Raw genomic sequence first — 14380 nt, forward strand, 5'->3', positions numbered from 1 at the left:
GCTTCTGTCCCCCTTTCAAATAACGTGGGAAGGGGGGACGGCAATTTTTCCACGGTCGGCGCCGTTTGTAAGGCGCGCCAAGAGAGAAGCCCCAGCTCGGCGGCAATTGTAAGCTCGCCTCGGCGCGAGCTTACAAACACCCCAGCGTTTGTAAGTCAAATGTAAGCCGCCGTCAGCCCCCCGTAAGAGATGGCCGATCAGAGCGGGGAGAAGAACGCGCCGCCCTAGGATGCACTTGACACGGCCGGGGTCGGGGACCCCAGGCCCACATCCTTGGGAAGGAGAACCATGTCTGATATCTCTCGTCGTCAGTTCCTCGGCCTCTCGGGCGCCGTCGCCGCCGTGGCCGGTCTCGGCCTCGTCGGCTGCGGTGGGTCCGGTGACGCCGCCCCCGAGGGCGACGCCTCCGGCGAGGCCGCGCTCGTCGGCTCCATCTCCTGCTCCGGCGCGACCTCGTTCCAGCCGCTCGTGGAGAAGGCCTCCGACGCCTTCTGCGAGGCCAACCCCGACGTCTCCATCGCCATCTCCGCCGGCGGCTCCGGCCAGGGCCTCTCCCAGATCGCTGAGGGCTCCGTCCAGATCGGCCGCTCTGACGTCTACGCCGAGGAGAAGCTCGAGCCCGAGCAGTGCGAGGGCCTCGTCGACAACCAGGTCTGCATCGTGGGCATGGGCCCGATTGTGAACGCCGAGGTCGACGTCGACGACCTCACGCTCGACCAGCTCAAGGGCATCTTCCTCGGCCAGATCACCGACTGGTCCGAGGTGGGCGGCACCGCCGGCACCATCCAGGTCATCCAGCGCGAGGCCGGCTCCGGCACCCGCGCCACCTTCGAGGCCGCCGTCCTCGGCGGCGAGGTCGCCCCGGACAGCTTCCGCCCGGTCGCCGAGGTCGACTCCTCGGGCACCGTCGTGGAGCAGGTTGCCGCCACCGCCGGCTCCATCTCCTACGTGGCCTTCAACTACATGGAGAACGACGGCGTCAAGGCCCTCACCGTTGACGGCGTCGAGCCCACGCAGGCCAACGTCGAGTCCGGCGACTTCACCATCTGGGCGTACGAGCACATGTACACCCGCGAGGACGAGGACGAGTCCACGGCTGCCGTGACCAAGGCCTTCATCGAGTTCATGATGTCCGAGGACTTCGCGGCCACGGTCGTGGAGGAGGGCTTCATCCCCATGACCGACATGCAGGTCAAGAAGGACGCCGACGGCAACATCACCGCCGCTTAGCACGGATTCTCCCTCCCTTCGGCGGCATCCCCCTGCGGGATGCCGCCGCGCTATGAGAAAGGCTCCTCCATATGGCAAACCTCATGCCCAAGCGGAGGCTCGAGAACATCGGACTGGGGATCACGGGCTTCTGCGTCGCGCTCGTGGCCCTCGTCGTCGTCACGCTGATCTTCATGGTCGCCCAGCAGGGCCTCACCACGTTCTTCGTCGACGGCATCAACCCGATTGACTTCTTCTTCGGCCAGAACTGGATCCCCGAGCAGGAGCGCTACGGCGCCCTCCCGATGATCGTGGGCTCCTTCGCCGTCACGCTGCTCTCGACCGTCTTCGCCCTGCCCGTCGCCATCGGCTCCGCGATCTTCGTCGTCGAGGTGGCCCCCGGCTTCGGCCGCCGCGTCTTCCAGCCGTTCATCGAGCTTCTCGTGGGCATCCCGTCGGTCGTCTACGGCGTGCTCGGCCTCTACGTGATCAACTCGCTCATCAAGGCCGTCTTCGGCGAGGCGGCGCCCACCGGTGCGGGCATCCTCTCCGGCTCGCTCGTGCTCGCCATCATGATCCTGCCGACGATCACCACGCTCTCCATGGACGCGCTGCGCGCCGTGCCCAACCAGTACCGCGAGGGCTCCTACGCCCTCGGCTGCACCCGCTGGCAGACGGTCTGGCACGTGGTCCTCAAGAGCGCCACGCCCTCGCTCATGACGGCCGTCATCCTGGGCATGACCCGCGCCTTCGGCGAGACCCTCGCCGTCCAGATGGTCATCGGCGGCGTGGAGCGCTCCATGCCCACCGGCCTTCTCGACCCGGCCTCAACGCTCACGGCCGCGCTCACCGCCGGCCTCTCCAACGCGACCTCCGGCTCGGTCTACTACCACGCGCTGTGGTCGCTCGGCCTGATCCTTCTGGCCATGTCGCTCGTCTTCATCCTGATCATCCACCTCATCGGCCGGAAGGGGGCGAAGGCCAATGGCTAGCGAGAACAGCCGCGCGCTCTCCCTGGACGCCCACGTCAAGCGCATCAACTCCCAGGACAAGGTCGCGACCGGCGTCCTCACCGTCATCGTGGGCCTGGTCATGCTGCTCGTCGTGGCGATCATCGCCTACATCCTCGTCCGCGGCGCCGGGCGCGCGCTCACGCCGGGGTTCCTCACCAACCCCTACAACGACGACGTGCTCCCCGGCATCGTCTACCAGCTGTGGGACTCGTTCTACCTGCTGCTCGTCACGCTCGTGATCTCGGTCCCCATCTCGCTCGGCGCGGCCATCTTCCTCGTCGAGTACGCGCCGGACAACTGGGTCACCTCGGCGGCCAAGACGGCCATCGAGACGCTCTCCTCGCTGCCCTCGATCGTGGTGGGCATGTTCGGCTCCCTCTTCTTCGTGGTGACGCTCGGCTGGAAGATCTCCATCCTCGCCGGCGCGTGCGCGCTCACGATGTTCAACATCCCCATCCTGGTGCGCACCATCCAGCAGGCGCTCGAGGACGTTCCGCGCAGCCAGCGTGACGCCGCGCTCGCCATGGGGCTCACACGCTGGGAGACCACGATCAACGTCCTTCTCCCCGCCGCCATGCCCGCCATCGTGACCGGCATCGTGCTCTCCGCCGGCCGCGTGTTCGGCGAGGCCGCCGCGCTCATCTTCACCGCGGGCTCCGCCCCGGCGCGCCTGAACTTCGCGAACCCGTTCAACTTCGTGAGCCCCACCTGCCCGTTCAACATCTTCCGCCCGGCCTGCTCGCTCGCCGTCTACATCTGGCGACTCACCTCCGAGCCCACGGCCGGCTCCACGGAGATCGTCTGGGGCACCGCGACGGTCCTTCTCGCCTGCGTGCTCCTGTTCAACCTGCTTGCCCGCCTGCTCGGCAAGCTCCTCTCGAGGAGGCTGACCGCAGAATGACCGACACCATCACCCCGGCAGCCCCGACCGGCGAGAAGAACGTGCCGCTGCTGCGCACCAAGGACGTGACCGTCACCTACGACCTCACGCACGAGGCGCTCCACAAGACCTCGCTCACCTTCGAGGCCGGCCAGGTCACGGCCCTCATCGGCCCCTCGGGCTGCGGCAAGTCCACGTTCCTGCGCTGCCTCAACCTCATGAACCGTGAGATCCCCAAGTGCTCCATCGGCGGCGAGATCTACTATCACGGGCATGACATCAACACGCCCAAGGAGAACCTCTTCGAGCTGCGCAAGTCCATCGGCATGGTCTTCCAGCAGCCCACGCCCTTCCGCAAGTCCATCCGCGAGAACATCCTCTTCGCGCCCAAGAAGCACGGCCGCGTGAGGACCAAGGCCGAGGAGGACGAGCTCGTGGAGACGTCGCTTCGGCAGGCGGCGCTCTGGGACGAGGTCAAGGACAAGCTGCGCCAGTCCGCCCACGCCCTCTCCGGCGGCCAGCAGCAGCGCCTCTGCATCGCGCGCACGCTCGCGATGAAGCCCGACGTGGTCCTCTTCGACGAGCCCTGCTCGGCGCTCGACCCCATCTCCACCTTCGCCATCGAGGAGACCATCCGCGACATCGCCTCGAGCGGCATCTGCGAGATCATCGTCACGCACAACATGGAGCAGGCCACGCGCGTCTCCGACCGCACCGCCTTCTTCTACGTGGGCGACATGGTGGAGACGGGCACCACGCAGCAGATCTTCTCCGATCCGCACGACCAGCGCCTGGTCGACTACCTTACGGGCCGCTTCGGCTGATGGGAGGCATCATGGACACGGATAACACCCAGAACGCCCAGCGCGGCATCGAGGGCGCGGAGACGGCCATCAGCGTCCGCGACTTCAACCTCTGGTACGGCGACTTCCAGGCGCTCAAGGGCGTCAACCTCGAGATTCCCAAGAACCGCGCCACGGCCTTCATCGGCCCCTCCGGCTGCGGCAAGTCCACGCTGCTGCGCACCTTCAACCGCATGTGCGACTTCGTCGAGTCCGTGCGCACCGAGGGCACGATCGAGTTCGGCGGCCAGGACATCTTCCAGATGGACTCCAACGCCCTGCGCGTCTACGTGGGCATGGTTTTCCAGCACCCCAACCCGTTCCCCATGAGCATCCGCGAGAACATCCTCTACGGCCCCAGGCGCCAGCGCCGCATCTCCAAGTCCGAGGGCGACGAGATCTGCGAGCGCTGCCTCACGCGCGCCGCCCTCTGGGACGAGGTCAAGGACGACCTCAACAAGAGCGGCCTGGGCCTATCCGGCGGCCAGCAGCAGCGCCTCTGCATCGCCCGCGCCCTCGCCACCGACCCGGACATCCTGCTCATGGACGAGCCCACCTCCGCCCTCGACCCCATCTCCACGAGCATGGTCGAGCAGCTCATGAGCGAGCTCGCCACCGACCACACCGTGGTCGTCGTCACCCACAACATGCAGCAGGCCGCCCGCGTGGCCGACAAGACCGCCTTCTTCTATCTGGGCGAGCTCATCGAGGAGGGCCCCACGCGCGAGCTCTTCGGCAACCCCAGGGAGCAGCGCACGCAAGAGTATCTCTCAGGGAGGTTCAGCTAATGGTCATCAGCACCCGCACCAAGTTCACCGACCAGCTCAACGAGGTCGAGGTCCTCATCCGCCGCTTCAGCGAGAAGACCGTGGCGGACGTCCGCGCCGCCGGTCTCGCCGTGACGGGGGACAGGGGCGCCGCGGAGGGCGTCATGGAGGGCCGCAAGGCGGAGGACCGCCTGCGCTCCGCGATCGAGAACACCTGTCTCGACATCATGCTGCTCCAGCAGCCGCTCATCGGCGTCGACCTGCGCTTCGTCTCGGGATCCTTCCGCATGGTGAGCGACCTCTCGCACATCGACTCCATGACGCGCGACGCGGTCTTCCTGGCCGAGGACATCCCCGCCAAGGCCGCGAAGAAGCTCGAGAAGGAGTTCACGACGCTCTCCGCCTACGCGGCCAACATGGTTGACAAGGCCGTCGACGCCTTCTGCACCTCCGACGTGGAGAAGGCCCAGCAGGTCATGGAGGCCGACACGGCCGTGAACGACCTCTACGCCGAGGCGGAGGAGAAGCTCGTGGGCCTCATCCGCGACGGCAAGTCCTCCGCCCAGTATCTGCCCGAGCTGCTCATGGTGGCCAAGTACTTCGAGCGCATGGGAGACCTCGCCAAGCGCATCGCCGCCTGGGCTGTCTTCCGCGTGACGGGGGAGCATACCGTCGCCGAGAAGGCGAGCCAGCAGCAGGCTCCCGCGGAGCAGTAGAATCGAGAGTCGAGGACGCGATGGGGAAGGCGGGCAGCGTGGTCTACTACGTCGAGGACGACAAGAACATCCGTGAGCTCACGGTCTATGCGCTGGGCCAGGGCGGCATCGAGGCGCGCGGCTGCGCCGACGACGCCGAGTTCCGCCGCGCCTGCGCCGAGCGCACGCCCGACGCCGTCCTTCTCGACATCATGTTGCCCGACACCGACGGCCTCCAGATTCTGGCGCGCCTGCGCCGGACCCCGGGCCTCTCCCACGTGCCCGTCATGATGCTCACCGCCAAGGACACCGAGCTTGATACCGTGAAGGCGCTCGACTCCGGCGCCGATGACTACCTCTCCAAGCCCTTCGGCATGATGGAGATGGTGAGCCGCACGCGCGCCCTCCTGAGACGCGCCGCCCGCGATCAGGCGGTGCGGGAGGAGCCCGCCGCGCTCACGATCGGTGGCGTCACCCTCTGGCCCGACCGCCGTGAGGTGACGGTCGACGGCCAGGAGGTGCAGCTCACCATGCGCGAGTTCGACCTGCTGGAGTTCCTCATGCGCTCTCCCGGCGTGGTGTTCTCCCGCGAGACGCTCCTCCAGCGCGTCTGGGGCTGGGACTTCGACGGCGGCTCCCGCACCGTGGACGTCCACGTGCAGCAGATCCGCGCCAAGCTCGGCGACGCCTCGGACCTCATCGAGACCGTCCGCGGCGTGGGCTACCGCGCCCGCGGGTGATAACCTGACAGAGGTGTCCGGGTCGTTCGTCATGATCTGAGGAGGGGTGCCATGACTCGGGAGCCCGGGGCAAAGGGTTCGCTCTCGCATCGCATGTTCGTGGCGCTCGTCGTGGCGTGCGCCCTCGTGGCCGTCGCGGTTACCGCGGCGGCCTCCCTCATCTATCAGTCCGCCTTCCTCTCCGACGAGCACGAGCAGCTCGCGAGCGAGTGCCGCACCATCGCCTCGCTGCTGGACCTCGCCGAGGACGACACGACCGTCCTCGGCGAGCTGGACATGGGGGACATCCGCGTGACCCTCGTCAGCCCCGACGGGACCGTCACCTACGACTCGGGCGCCGACGCCGCCGCCCTGCCCAACCACGCCGAGCGTCCCGAGGTGGCCGCAGCGCTCGCCGAGGGCGCGGGCTCCTCCGAGCGCTCGAGCGACACCGTCGGGTACATGAGCCTCTACGAGGCCGTGCGGCTCGAGTCCGGCGAGGTGGTCCGCCTGTCCGTGGACCGCGCCGGGGTCGTCGCCTTCCTCTTCCAGGACCTGGCGATGCTCTGCGGGCTCGCCGTCCTGCTCGTGGGGGCGAGCTGGGTGGTCTCACGCCGCCTCTCCCGGCGCTTCGTGCGCCCGATCCTCGAGATCGACCCGGCCTCCGGCGACGGCGTGGCGCCCTACGAGGAGCTCGACCCGCTCGTGAGCCGCCTCAACGAGCAGCACAAGGAGCTCGTTCAGCGCATGAACGCCATTCAGGACGCGGCCGACATGCGCCGCGATTTCACGGCCAACGTGACGCACGAGCTCAAGACGCCCATCGCCTCCATCCAGGGCGCCGCCGAGCTCATCCGCGACGGCATCGCCCGTCCCGAGGACGTCCAGGGCTTCGCCGGGCGCATCTACAAGGACGCGCACCGCCTGTCGCTCCTGGTGAGCGACATCCTCACGCTCTCCCGCCTCGACGAGTCGGAGCGCTCGGGCGACCGCGAGGTCTTCGGTGCCGCCGAGCGCGTGGACCTCCTCTCCGTCGCGTCCGACGCGGTGGAGCGCCTGCGGGGCAGGGCGCAGCGCAAGTACGAGGTCACGATCTCGCTCTCCGGCGTCTCCACGCCCATCATGGGCAACGCGCGCCTGCTCGACGAGCTCGTGAGCAATCTCATCGAGAACGCCATCCGCTACAACCACCCGGGTGGGCGCGTCTTCGTGTGGGTGCTGCCGCAGGGTGGCCGCCCCTGCCTGCGCGTGAGCGACACCGGGATCGGCATCCCGCCCGAGGCGCAGGACAAGGTCTTCGAGCGCTTCTACCGCGTGGACAAGGGGCGGAGCCGCGACATGGGCGGAACGGGCCTGGGCCTGGCCATCGTCAAGCACGCCGCCACCTACCACGGTGCGGACATCCGGCTCGACAGTACGGTCGGCAAGGGCACCACGATCACGGTGACGTTCCCCAGGCAGTAGGCGCGTCCTTCTCGCCACGCGCCCCGGTTGGGGAGCGAATATCAAATCTGGCTGCGGATTTCCGGCACTTTCCTGGCTCAAAACGGGTCCCAAAGTGCCAGAAATCCGCGGCCAGATTTGATGCGGAGAAGTCGGGGCCGCGAGAGGCGGGCGCCTCCGGACGCGCTAGAGCTCCAGCTCCCAGAGGTTGGTCCAGCCGGGCAGGGGCAGCCCCGGGTAGGGGAGCCAGAGCGGGCGGTGCCGCGTGAACCCGCGGCTGGCGTAGAGCGCGTTTGCGGGCACGTTGGCCACGCTCGTGTTGAGGCGCACCGCGCGGGCGCCGATCTCCCGCGCGCCGCGCACGCCGGCGACGAGAAGGGCGTCGGCCACGTGGCGGCCGCGGGCGGCGGGGTCTGCCGCGAGGAGGTGCCAGCACGCCACGTCCTTCTCGGCTCGCCTCTCCCAGGAGGGGCCGCCGAGGCCGGAGCCGTGCCCGGGCGCGTTGCCGTCCCCCATGTCCGCGTCGTGGTTCACGGCCACGGCGCCGAGAAGGGCGGCGTCGTCCGCGGGCCTGCCGTCGCGCACGCCGGCGGCGTCGAAGGCGCCCCAGTACGCGCCCGCCGCCAGGAGCTCCGCCGCCATCCCGACGGGCGGCCACACGTCCTGAACCCAGCCCGAGGTCCCGGGCTCGGCGTCCACGCGCCGGTAGAGCTCGTCGAGCTTCTCCGCCCAGAGCCCGGAGATGGGGATGCGGCAGACGGCGAGGCCGGCGGGCATCTCGATCGGGCGACGGGGGTGTCGCACGTCGTCCCTCTCGATCGTGGATAAAAGCTCGCGCGCCACGGCGGCGGGCGCCATCTTGGGCAGGTTGTGGTCGATGCCGGGCTCCACCACCTTGCGGGCGCCGGCGATCGCCGCCACGATGCGGTCCGTCTCCTCGGGGAGGATCTCGTCGAACTCCCCGACCATCACGGTGACGGGGCAGCTCACGGAGGCGAGCGAGGCTGCGTCTATCTGGGGGTTCTCAACCATGAGCTGCAGGAGCTCGGCGATCTGCGCGGACTCGGCGGGGGAGGGCACCGGCGTGCCGTCCTCGAGCGCGGCGCCCTCGAAGCCCTCCTCGGCCCAGCGGCGGTTCTCGGCCGCGGCGAAGGCCATCCAGTCGGTGTCCTCCTTCGGCAGGCCCGCCGGGGTGAGGTTGGCCCCGAGCGCGGTGAGGCTGAGGACGTGGTCTCCCCAGTCGCGCGTAAGGAGAAGACCCAGGATGCCGCCGTCGGAGAAGCCGAGCACGTGGGCCTGCCCCACGCCCAGCCGAGCGCAGGCCTCGATGGCGTCGGCCGCCATGAGCTCGTAGGTGAGCGGCCGCGCCGTGCCACGCGTGCTCGCGCCCTGCGCGCGGGAGTCGAGCGCCACGACGGAGCGGCCGGTTGCGCAGACGGCGTCGATCACGGGGCCGAAGATGCCGTGCTCCTCGCCGTTGCCATGCAGCATGAGGACGGGCGGCACGGCGAGGTCGATGCCAAAGGGCGTGCCCGGCGCGTCCGCCGCGCCCTCGGGCGCATAGGTCCAGGCCACGATCGTGGCGCCGTCGGGCATCGGGCACTCGACGCGCGCCGCGAGCGCGGTCTGCGGGAGTGCGTACGGACGCGGGACGTGTACCGGCGGAAACTCGACGGGCATGGGGGCTCCTTCTCCTGTTGGCCTTCGAACATGATAGCCTGCCTGCTGCGCCCGCCCTGCCGCGGCTCGGCGGAAAGCGTCGCGACGGCCCCGCAGGACCGGCGTGCGGGGGATTGGCGACGCCCCGTCCGCGAAGAACGTCGCGACGGCCCCGTGGAGTTGAGTTGCGGGGGATTCGCGACGTTCCTCCCGTGCCAAATGTCGCGACGCCCCCGCGGAGCGGTGCTGCGGGGGATTGGCGACAGAACTGGCGAGAAGAGCGTCGCGACGGCCCCGCGGAGCGCCGCTGCGGGGCCTTTGCGACAGAACTGGTGAGAAGAGCGTCGCGACGCCCCCGCAGGATGAGGCTGCGGGGGCGTCGCGACGCTTTGCGCGGACGGGGCGGCAGACCGCCCGTTCTTCTCGTTACTTTCCCTTGACCTGCGACGGGTGCTTCTCGAAGAAGTCGAAGCGCGGCGGCAGCGGCACGATTTTGTGCTCCGCGGGCGCCTCCCCGAGCGAGGCCGCCAGCTCGACCGGCCCCTCGAGGGCGTGCCCCCACGAGAAGAACAGCTCGGGCGAGAAGCCCATGTGCTCGCAGATCCTCTCGCAGCCAGCGGGCACGGCCGGGTGCATGAGCAGCGCCGTCGTGCGCAGTGCGACGAAGGCGTCGGCGAGCGCGGCCTCGTAGGCGGCGTCGTCGCCCTTTGCGGACTTGGACGCCTCGTCCCAGCGCTTGTTGGCCGCGCGGCAGAACTCCTCGGCCACTGCCAGCGCGCCATGGGCGTCGAACTCGTAGGCGCGGCGCTCGAACTCGAGCGTCGCCTCGCGCGCTGCCTCCACGGCCTCGGCGGACGGCGTCGCGGAGGGCAGGTGAGCGTCGCAGACGTTGGCGGCGCCGTAGAAGCACGAGCGCGCCAGGCGGTTGAAGATGTTGGTGAGGAAGGCGCTCTCCTTGAGGGCGGGGTCCACCACGCGCGGGTCATCGCGCACGAGCACGTCCTCGCCCGTCTTCTTGTCCTTGTGGCTGACGGAGGTGTCGAACGCCTTGGGGTTGAAGGAGACGGCCTTCTGGTCGAGGCCGAGGGACAGCCAGTGCGCGCGCAGCTGCTCGGGGGTGTAGTGCTCCAGCAGCTCGGCGGCCATGGGCGGGGTGATCTTGCCGGAGCTCGAGGCCTTCTTGTTCATGAACAGGATGTGGTAGTTGGCAACGGGGACGTCCTGCGTGAGGCCCCAGCCGAGCGCCTCCCAGAGCGCCGGCTGCGCCACGCAGTAGAAGTAGATGTTGTCCTGCCCGATGAACTGGTAGACGCGCGCGTCCTCGGAGCACCACCAGTCGCGCCAGTCGCGGCTGGAGTAGCGGCCGTCCTCGGCGAGGCCGAGCGCCGTCTGCGTGAAGGAGATGGGCGCCCACAGGCTCTCGGGCCACACCCACACGGTGAGCCCGGAGCTGCCCTCGAGGTCAGGCGCGGGCACGCCCCACTCGATGTTGCCGGTGATGCGCAGCGGCAGCAGGCACTTGCCCGTGCGGAAGCGCACGCCGGCGGCGTCGAGCTTCTCGCGCGCCTCGTCGCGCGCCTCCCAGCCGGAGAAGGTGAGCGAGAAGGACTGCTGGCCCTTCTCGGCCTCCGCGAGCACGTGCTCGGGGAGCTCCGCGGCGACGGCGTCGTAGGCCTCGCGGAACTTGGTCTGGATATAGATCACGGGGTCGACGAGGCTCTCGCGCACGGTCTTGGTGACCACGGCGCGCACCTGCGGGTCGACGTCCCACTCGTCCATGAGGCGCTCGAGCTCCTCGCGGAAGGCGGGCAGGTCGAAGTACCAGTTGTCGACCGGGCGCAGCTCGGGCGTGGTGCCGGTGAGCTGCGAGACGGGGGCGATAAGCTCCTCGGGGTCGAACTGGTGGCCGAGGTCGCACTCGTCGGCGTATGCCTTCTCGGACTTGCAGCCTCGCACGGGGCAGCGGCCCTGCACCTGGCGGCCGTTGAGGAAGGTCCCGGCCTCGACGTCATAGAACTGGCGCGTGGTGCGACGGTGGAGGTAGCCGCGCTCGTGGAGGCGGCGGATCAGCTCGTCGGTGAGGCGGGCGTGGACCTCGCGCGCGGGCTCCAGGCCGGAGCCGGCGAAGAGGTCGAGCGAGATGCCATAGGCGTCGAGGGCCGCCTTCTGCGCGTCGTGGTTGGCGCGAACGTAGTCCTCGATGGTGCCCGTGTAGCCCTCGTTCTCGACCTTCTTGCGAAAGCCCTCCGCGATGGGGGAGCCGTAGCAGTCCGTGCCGGAGACGAAGAGCACGTTCTCGGGCCCGATGCGGTCGCGGAGGAACCGCGCGAAGAAGTCGGCGGGCACAAAGACGCCGCCGATGTGGCCGAAGTGCAGGTTCTTGTTGCCGTAGGGCATGCCGCCGGTGATGACGGCGCGGCGGGGGAAGCTCGGGCGTGAGCTGGTCTCGGGCATGGGCGCTCCTTATTGCTCGGTTGCAGCATCCCATTCTCGCACTTCTCACGCTCGGGCGCACGGGTGCCGTCCCCGGACGCGCGGGCTCGTCCTTGCCTAAAAGGGGCCAGGCCCCTTTTAGGCGGTGCCGTCCCCGGGCGCGCGGGCTCGTCTAGAATGGGTGCCATGAGACTCGTGGAGCGCATAGACATCCTGGGGGACGAGGGGCTGCAGCGACGCGTCGGGCGCCTCTCGCTCGTGCTCGTCGTGGCGGCGATCGCGCTCGCCGTGGCCGTTGCCGCGGTGCGTGGCGACGAGCGGGTCGACGTGTGGTGGTGGGTTGCGCTCGCCGTGGGCACGCTCGTGGCGCTCCCGGTCCACGAGCTCGTGCATGCCGCGGGCTTCAGGCTGCTCTGTCCGGGCTGCCGCGTGAGCTTCGGCTTCCAGGACGCCTTCCTCTACACCAAGACCGACGGTGCCGTGACGTCCCGCGGGCGCATGGTGGCGGTCCTGCTCGCCCCGGCGATTCTGGTTACCGGCGCGCTTGCGGCGGCGGCGCTCTGCGCGGGCCGCCCGGCGCTCGCCGTCCTCCTCGTGGGCGTTCACCTCTCCGGCTGCGCCGGGGACCTCATCATGGCCGCCGTTGCCCTGCGCGAGCCCGGGTGCACGCACGTCCGTGACACGGACGTCGGCCTGGACCTGCTCGCCGAGGGCTGAGCCGCGATTGTCGGTGATTTTCGCGGCGCGCCTCAAGTACTATCTCCTAGATGGCATTTTTTGAGCAGGCCTTTTCGAGCGCGCGGAGGAGGGGTGTCATGGGGTCACTGCAAAAATCACCGACAATCGGAGGGGCGGGCGCGGCGGGGGAGCGCGTGCCGTTGCTGCTGCACGCCTGCTGCGGCCCCTGCTCGCTCGAGCCGGTGAGGCTGCTGCGTGAGGAGGGCTTCGAGCCCACGATCTGCTGGACTAACCCCAACATCCAGCCCGTCTCCGAGTGGCGCCGCCGCCTGGACACGCTGCGCGCCTGGGCGGAGGAGGTCGCCCACGTGGACGTCATCGTGGCGGGGGACGACCGCGCCGCCTGGGAGCGCGCCGCCGCGCCCGCCGGCTTCGACCGCGAGCGCCGCTGCCGGGCGTGCTACGCGCTGCGGCTCGCCGAGGCGTGCCGTGTGGGGCGCGACCGGGGCTTTGCGTACGTGTCCACGACGCTCGTGGTCTCCCCGTACCAGCTCTTCGACGCCTGCGGGGAGATCCTGCGCGCGACGGCCCCGCGCTACGGGCTCATCCCCGTGTGGCGCGACTTCCGCCCCCTCTACCCCGAGGCCACGCGCGAGTCCCGCGAGCTGGGAATGTATCGTCAGAACTACTGCGGCTGCCGCTTCTCCGCCGCCGAGGCCGCCATCGAGCGCCACGAGGCCCGCGACGCCCGAAAGCGCGCCAAGGCCCAAAAGGGGACCGTGCAAAGGGGACAGTCACTTTTGCACGCCGGGCCGTGCCCGCGAGAGAATCAGACGCCTCGTCGACGGCCGTGCGTGTAAGGATTTGACAAGGGCGGTCGCCCCGCCCCGCCCCTCGCGCCCGATTGGGCTACCGTGATAGGGCCCGACGGACCCGATTCGCGAGAAGGACGGTGGAAAAATGATCGAGTGCCTGATGACCGGCGCAAACGGAACCATTACGAGAGCGGAGGCCCCGTGTCCGGGGTGCTGGATCAACGCCGTGGCGCCCTCGGAGGAGGAGCGCGCCTGGCTTGAGCGCGAGATCGGCGTCCTGCCGGAGTTCGTGCGCTCCGCCCTCGACGAGGAGGAGACCTCGCGCATCGACTACGACGAGGACGCGCGCCAGATCTTCGTCATCGTGGACTACCCGGTCGTGGACGAGGACGGCACCGCGGCGCGCACCTCGCTCCCGCTCACGTACGACACCATGCCCCTCACGATGATCTTCCTGCCCGAGAAGGGCATGTTCGTGACCATCTCTATCAACGAGAACGAGGTCGTGGACGACCTCAAGGGCGGTCGCGTCCGCAACGTGGACACGCGCTACCGCACGCGCTTCCTGCTGCAGATGCTGCTGCACATCTCGCAGCTCTACCTCGTCTACCTGCGCCGCATCGACCGCCTCTCCTCCAGCACGGAGGCCCGCCTGCATGCCTCCGTGCGAAACGAGGAGCTCATCCAGATGCTCAACCTCGAGAAGTCGCTCGTGTACTTCTCCACGTCGCTCAAGTCCGACGAGGTGACGCTCAACAAGATCGCCCAGGGCCGCATCATCCCGCTCTATGAGGACGACCAGGACCTGCTCGAGGACGTGCTCGTCGAGGTGCACCAGGCCATCGAGATGGCCAACATCTACTCCGGCACCCTCTCCGGCACCATGGACGCGTTCGCGAGCATCATCTCCAACAACCTCAACATCGTGATGAAGGTGCTCTCGGTCATCACGATCGTCATGGCGATCCCCAACATCGTCTTCGGCTTCTACGGCATGAACGTGGGGCTTCCCTTCGAGGGCGTGCCCCTGCTCGACAACTGGGCGTTCCCGCTCCTGCTCGCCGTGGCCGGCTGCCTCGTGGCCGCCTGGATCTTCAATCGCAAGGGCCTCTGGCACTAGCGGCGTTTCCCATGCAGGCCGCACTCGTTGGGGGCACTCGCGAGTGCGCTCTTCAAATTTGCAGGTAGATGCCTCGGGCGCATCGAGTGCTCTCCGGGAGTGCCCGC

At 69.0% G+C, this 14380-nt stretch carries 13 protein-coding genes; 11 read left to right on the forward strand and 2 right to left on the reverse strand.

Features of this window, described 5'->3' with window-relative positions:
• The first annotated feature begins 288 nt into the window (after positions 1 to 288).
• The 8 genes from ACULPM_RS02280 to ACULPM_RS02315 all read left to right on the forward strand — a co-directional run bounded on the left by ACULPM_RS02280 (position 289) and on the right by ACULPM_RS02315 (position 7589).
• Positions 289 to 1230: a phosphate ABC transporter substrate-binding protein PstS family protein gene (locus tag ACULPM_RS02280; RefSeq protein ID WP_167929552.1), complete on the forward strand. Its 942-nt coding sequence runs from the start codon at positions 289 to 291 to the stop codon at positions 1228 to 1230.
• Between the two features lie 71 nt (positions 1231 to 1301).
• Complete coding sequence (pstC, locus tag ACULPM_RS02285; RefSeq protein WP_445331238.1) at positions 1302 to 2201, forward strand: phosphate ABC transporter permease subunit PstC; 900 nt, start codon at positions 1302 to 1304, stop codon at positions 2199 to 2201.
• Positions 2194 to 3123 (forward strand): phosphate ABC transporter permease PstA, encoded by a 930-nt coding sequence (gene pstA, locus ACULPM_RS02290; RefSeq protein ID WP_167929554.1) that lies wholly within the window; start codon positions 2194 to 2196, stop codon positions 3121 to 3123. Before pstC ends, pstA begins: the two co-directional genes overlap by 8 nt.
• Positions 3120 to 3926, forward strand: a complete 807-nt coding sequence (locus tag ACULPM_RS02295; RefSeq protein WP_445331237.1) for a phosphate ABC transporter ATP-binding protein — start codon at positions 3120 to 3122, stop codon at positions 3924 to 3926. Before pstA ends, ACULPM_RS02295 begins: the two co-directional genes overlap by 4 nt.
• Positions 3927 to 3937: 11 nt before the next feature.
• Entirely contained in the window at positions 3938 to 4732 is a 795-nt protein-coding gene (gene pstB / locus ACULPM_RS02300) for a phosphate ABC transporter ATP-binding protein PstB (RefSeq protein ID WP_167929556.1), read from the forward strand.
• Positions 4732 to 5427, forward strand: a complete 696-nt coding sequence (locus tag ACULPM_RS02305) for a phosphate signaling complex PhoU family protein (RefSeq protein WP_167929557.1) — start codon at positions 4732 to 4734, stop codon at positions 5425 to 5427. Before pstB ends, ACULPM_RS02305 begins: the two co-directional genes overlap by 1 nt.
• Before the next feature lie 38 nt (positions 5428 to 5465).
• Entirely contained in the window at positions 5466 to 6146 is a 681-nt protein-coding gene (locus ACULPM_RS02310; protein ID WP_445331236.1) for a response regulator transcription factor, read from the forward strand.
• A 51-nt stretch (positions 6147 to 6197) separates the two neighbouring features.
• Positions 6198 to 7589, forward strand: a complete 1392-nt coding sequence (locus tag ACULPM_RS02315) for an ATP-binding protein (RefSeq protein ID WP_445331235.1) — start codon at positions 6198 to 6200, stop codon at positions 7587 to 7589.
• A gap of 165 nt (positions 7590 to 7754) precedes the next feature.
• Here ACULPM_RS02315 and ACULPM_RS02320 read toward each other — a convergent pair whose 3' ends face one another.
• The gene (locus tag ACULPM_RS02320; protein WP_445331234.1) at positions 7755 to 9248 is read right to left on the reverse strand and encodes an alpha/beta fold hydrolase; all 1494 of its coding nucleotides are present in this window, start codon (positions 9246 to 9248) and stop codon (positions 7755 to 7757) included.
• A 405-nt stretch (positions 9249 to 9653) separates the two neighbouring features.
• On the reverse strand, positions 9654 to 11681 hold the full coding sequence (locus ACULPM_RS02325; protein ID WP_445331233.1) for a class I tRNA ligase family protein: 2028 nt from the start codon (positions 11679 to 11681) through the stop codon (positions 9654 to 9656).
• Between the two features lie 165 nt (positions 11682 to 11846).
• Between ACULPM_RS02325 and ACULPM_RS02330 the strand changes: the two genes are divergently transcribed.
• The 3 genes from ACULPM_RS02330 (at position 11847) to ACULPM_RS02340 (ending at position 14273) form a co-directional block, all read left to right on the forward strand.
• Positions 11847 to 12377, forward strand: coding sequence for a DUF3267 domain-containing protein (locus ACULPM_RS02330; RefSeq protein ID WP_445331232.1), 531 nt, complete (start codon positions 11847 to 11849; stop codon positions 12375 to 12377).
• A gap of 98 nt (positions 12378 to 12475) precedes the next feature.
• Positions 12476 to 13198: an epoxyqueuosine reductase QueH gene (locus ACULPM_RS02335; RefSeq protein WP_445331231.1), complete on the forward strand. Its 723-nt coding sequence runs from the start codon at positions 12476 to 12478 to the stop codon at positions 13196 to 13198.
• 100 nt (positions 13199 to 13298) lie between these two features.
• Positions 13299 to 14273 (forward strand): magnesium transporter CorA family protein, encoded by a 975-nt coding sequence (locus tag ACULPM_RS02340; RefSeq protein ID WP_445331230.1) that lies wholly within the window; start codon positions 13299 to 13301, stop codon positions 14271 to 14273.
• Positions 14274 to 14380 lie beyond the last annotated feature (107 nt).

The organism is Thermophilibacter sp. ZX-H3 (assembly GCF_052599055.1).

Excerpts from the sequence above, each read along its gene's own strand:
- pstA (WP_167929554.1), top strand. The coding sequence starts at position 2,194 with ATGGCTAGCGAGAACAGCCGCGCGCTCTCCCTGGACGCCCACGTCAAG.
- ACULPM_RS02330 (WP_445331232.1), top strand. The coding sequence starts at position 11,847 with ATGAGACTCGTGGAGCGCATAGACATCCTGGGGGACGAGGGGCTGCAG.
- pstC (WP_445331238.1), top strand. The coding sequence starts at position 1,302 with ATGGCAAACCTCATGCCCAAGCGGAGGCTCGAGAACATCGGACTGGGG.
- pstB (WP_167929556.1), top strand. The coding sequence starts at position 3,938 with ATGGACACGGATAACACCCAGAACGCCCAGCGCGGCATCGAGGGCGCG.
- ACULPM_RS02335 (WP_445331231.1), top strand. The coding sequence starts at position 12,476 with ATGGGGTCACTGCAAAAATCACCGACAATCGGAGGGGCGGGCGCGGCG.
- ACULPM_RS02315 (WP_445331235.1), top strand. The coding sequence starts at position 6,198 with ATGACTCGGGAGCCCGGGGCAAAGGGTTCGCTCTCGCATCGCATGTTC.
- ACULPM_RS02320 (WP_445331234.1), bottom strand. The coding sequence starts at position 9,248 with ATGCCCGTCGAGTTTCCGCCGGTACACGTCCCGCGTCCGTACGCACTC.
- ACULPM_RS02295 (WP_445331237.1), top strand. The coding sequence starts at position 3,120 with ATGACCGACACCATCACCCCGGCAGCCCCGACCGGCGAGAAGAACGTG.
- ACULPM_RS02325 (WP_445331233.1), bottom strand. The coding sequence starts at position 11,681 with ATGCCCGAGACCAGCTCACGCCCGAGCTTCCCCCGCCGCGCCGTCATC.
- ACULPM_RS02305 (WP_167929557.1), top strand. The coding sequence starts at position 4,732 with ATGGTCATCAGCACCCGCACCAAGTTCACCGACCAGCTCAACGAGGTC.
- ACULPM_RS02340 (WP_445331230.1), top strand. The coding sequence starts at position 13,299 with ATGATCGAGTGCCTGATGACCGGCGCAAACGGAACCATTACGAGAGCG.
- ACULPM_RS02280 (WP_167929552.1), top strand. The coding sequence starts at position 289 with ATGTCTGATATCTCTCGTCGTCAGTTCCTCGGCCTCTCGGGCGCCGTC.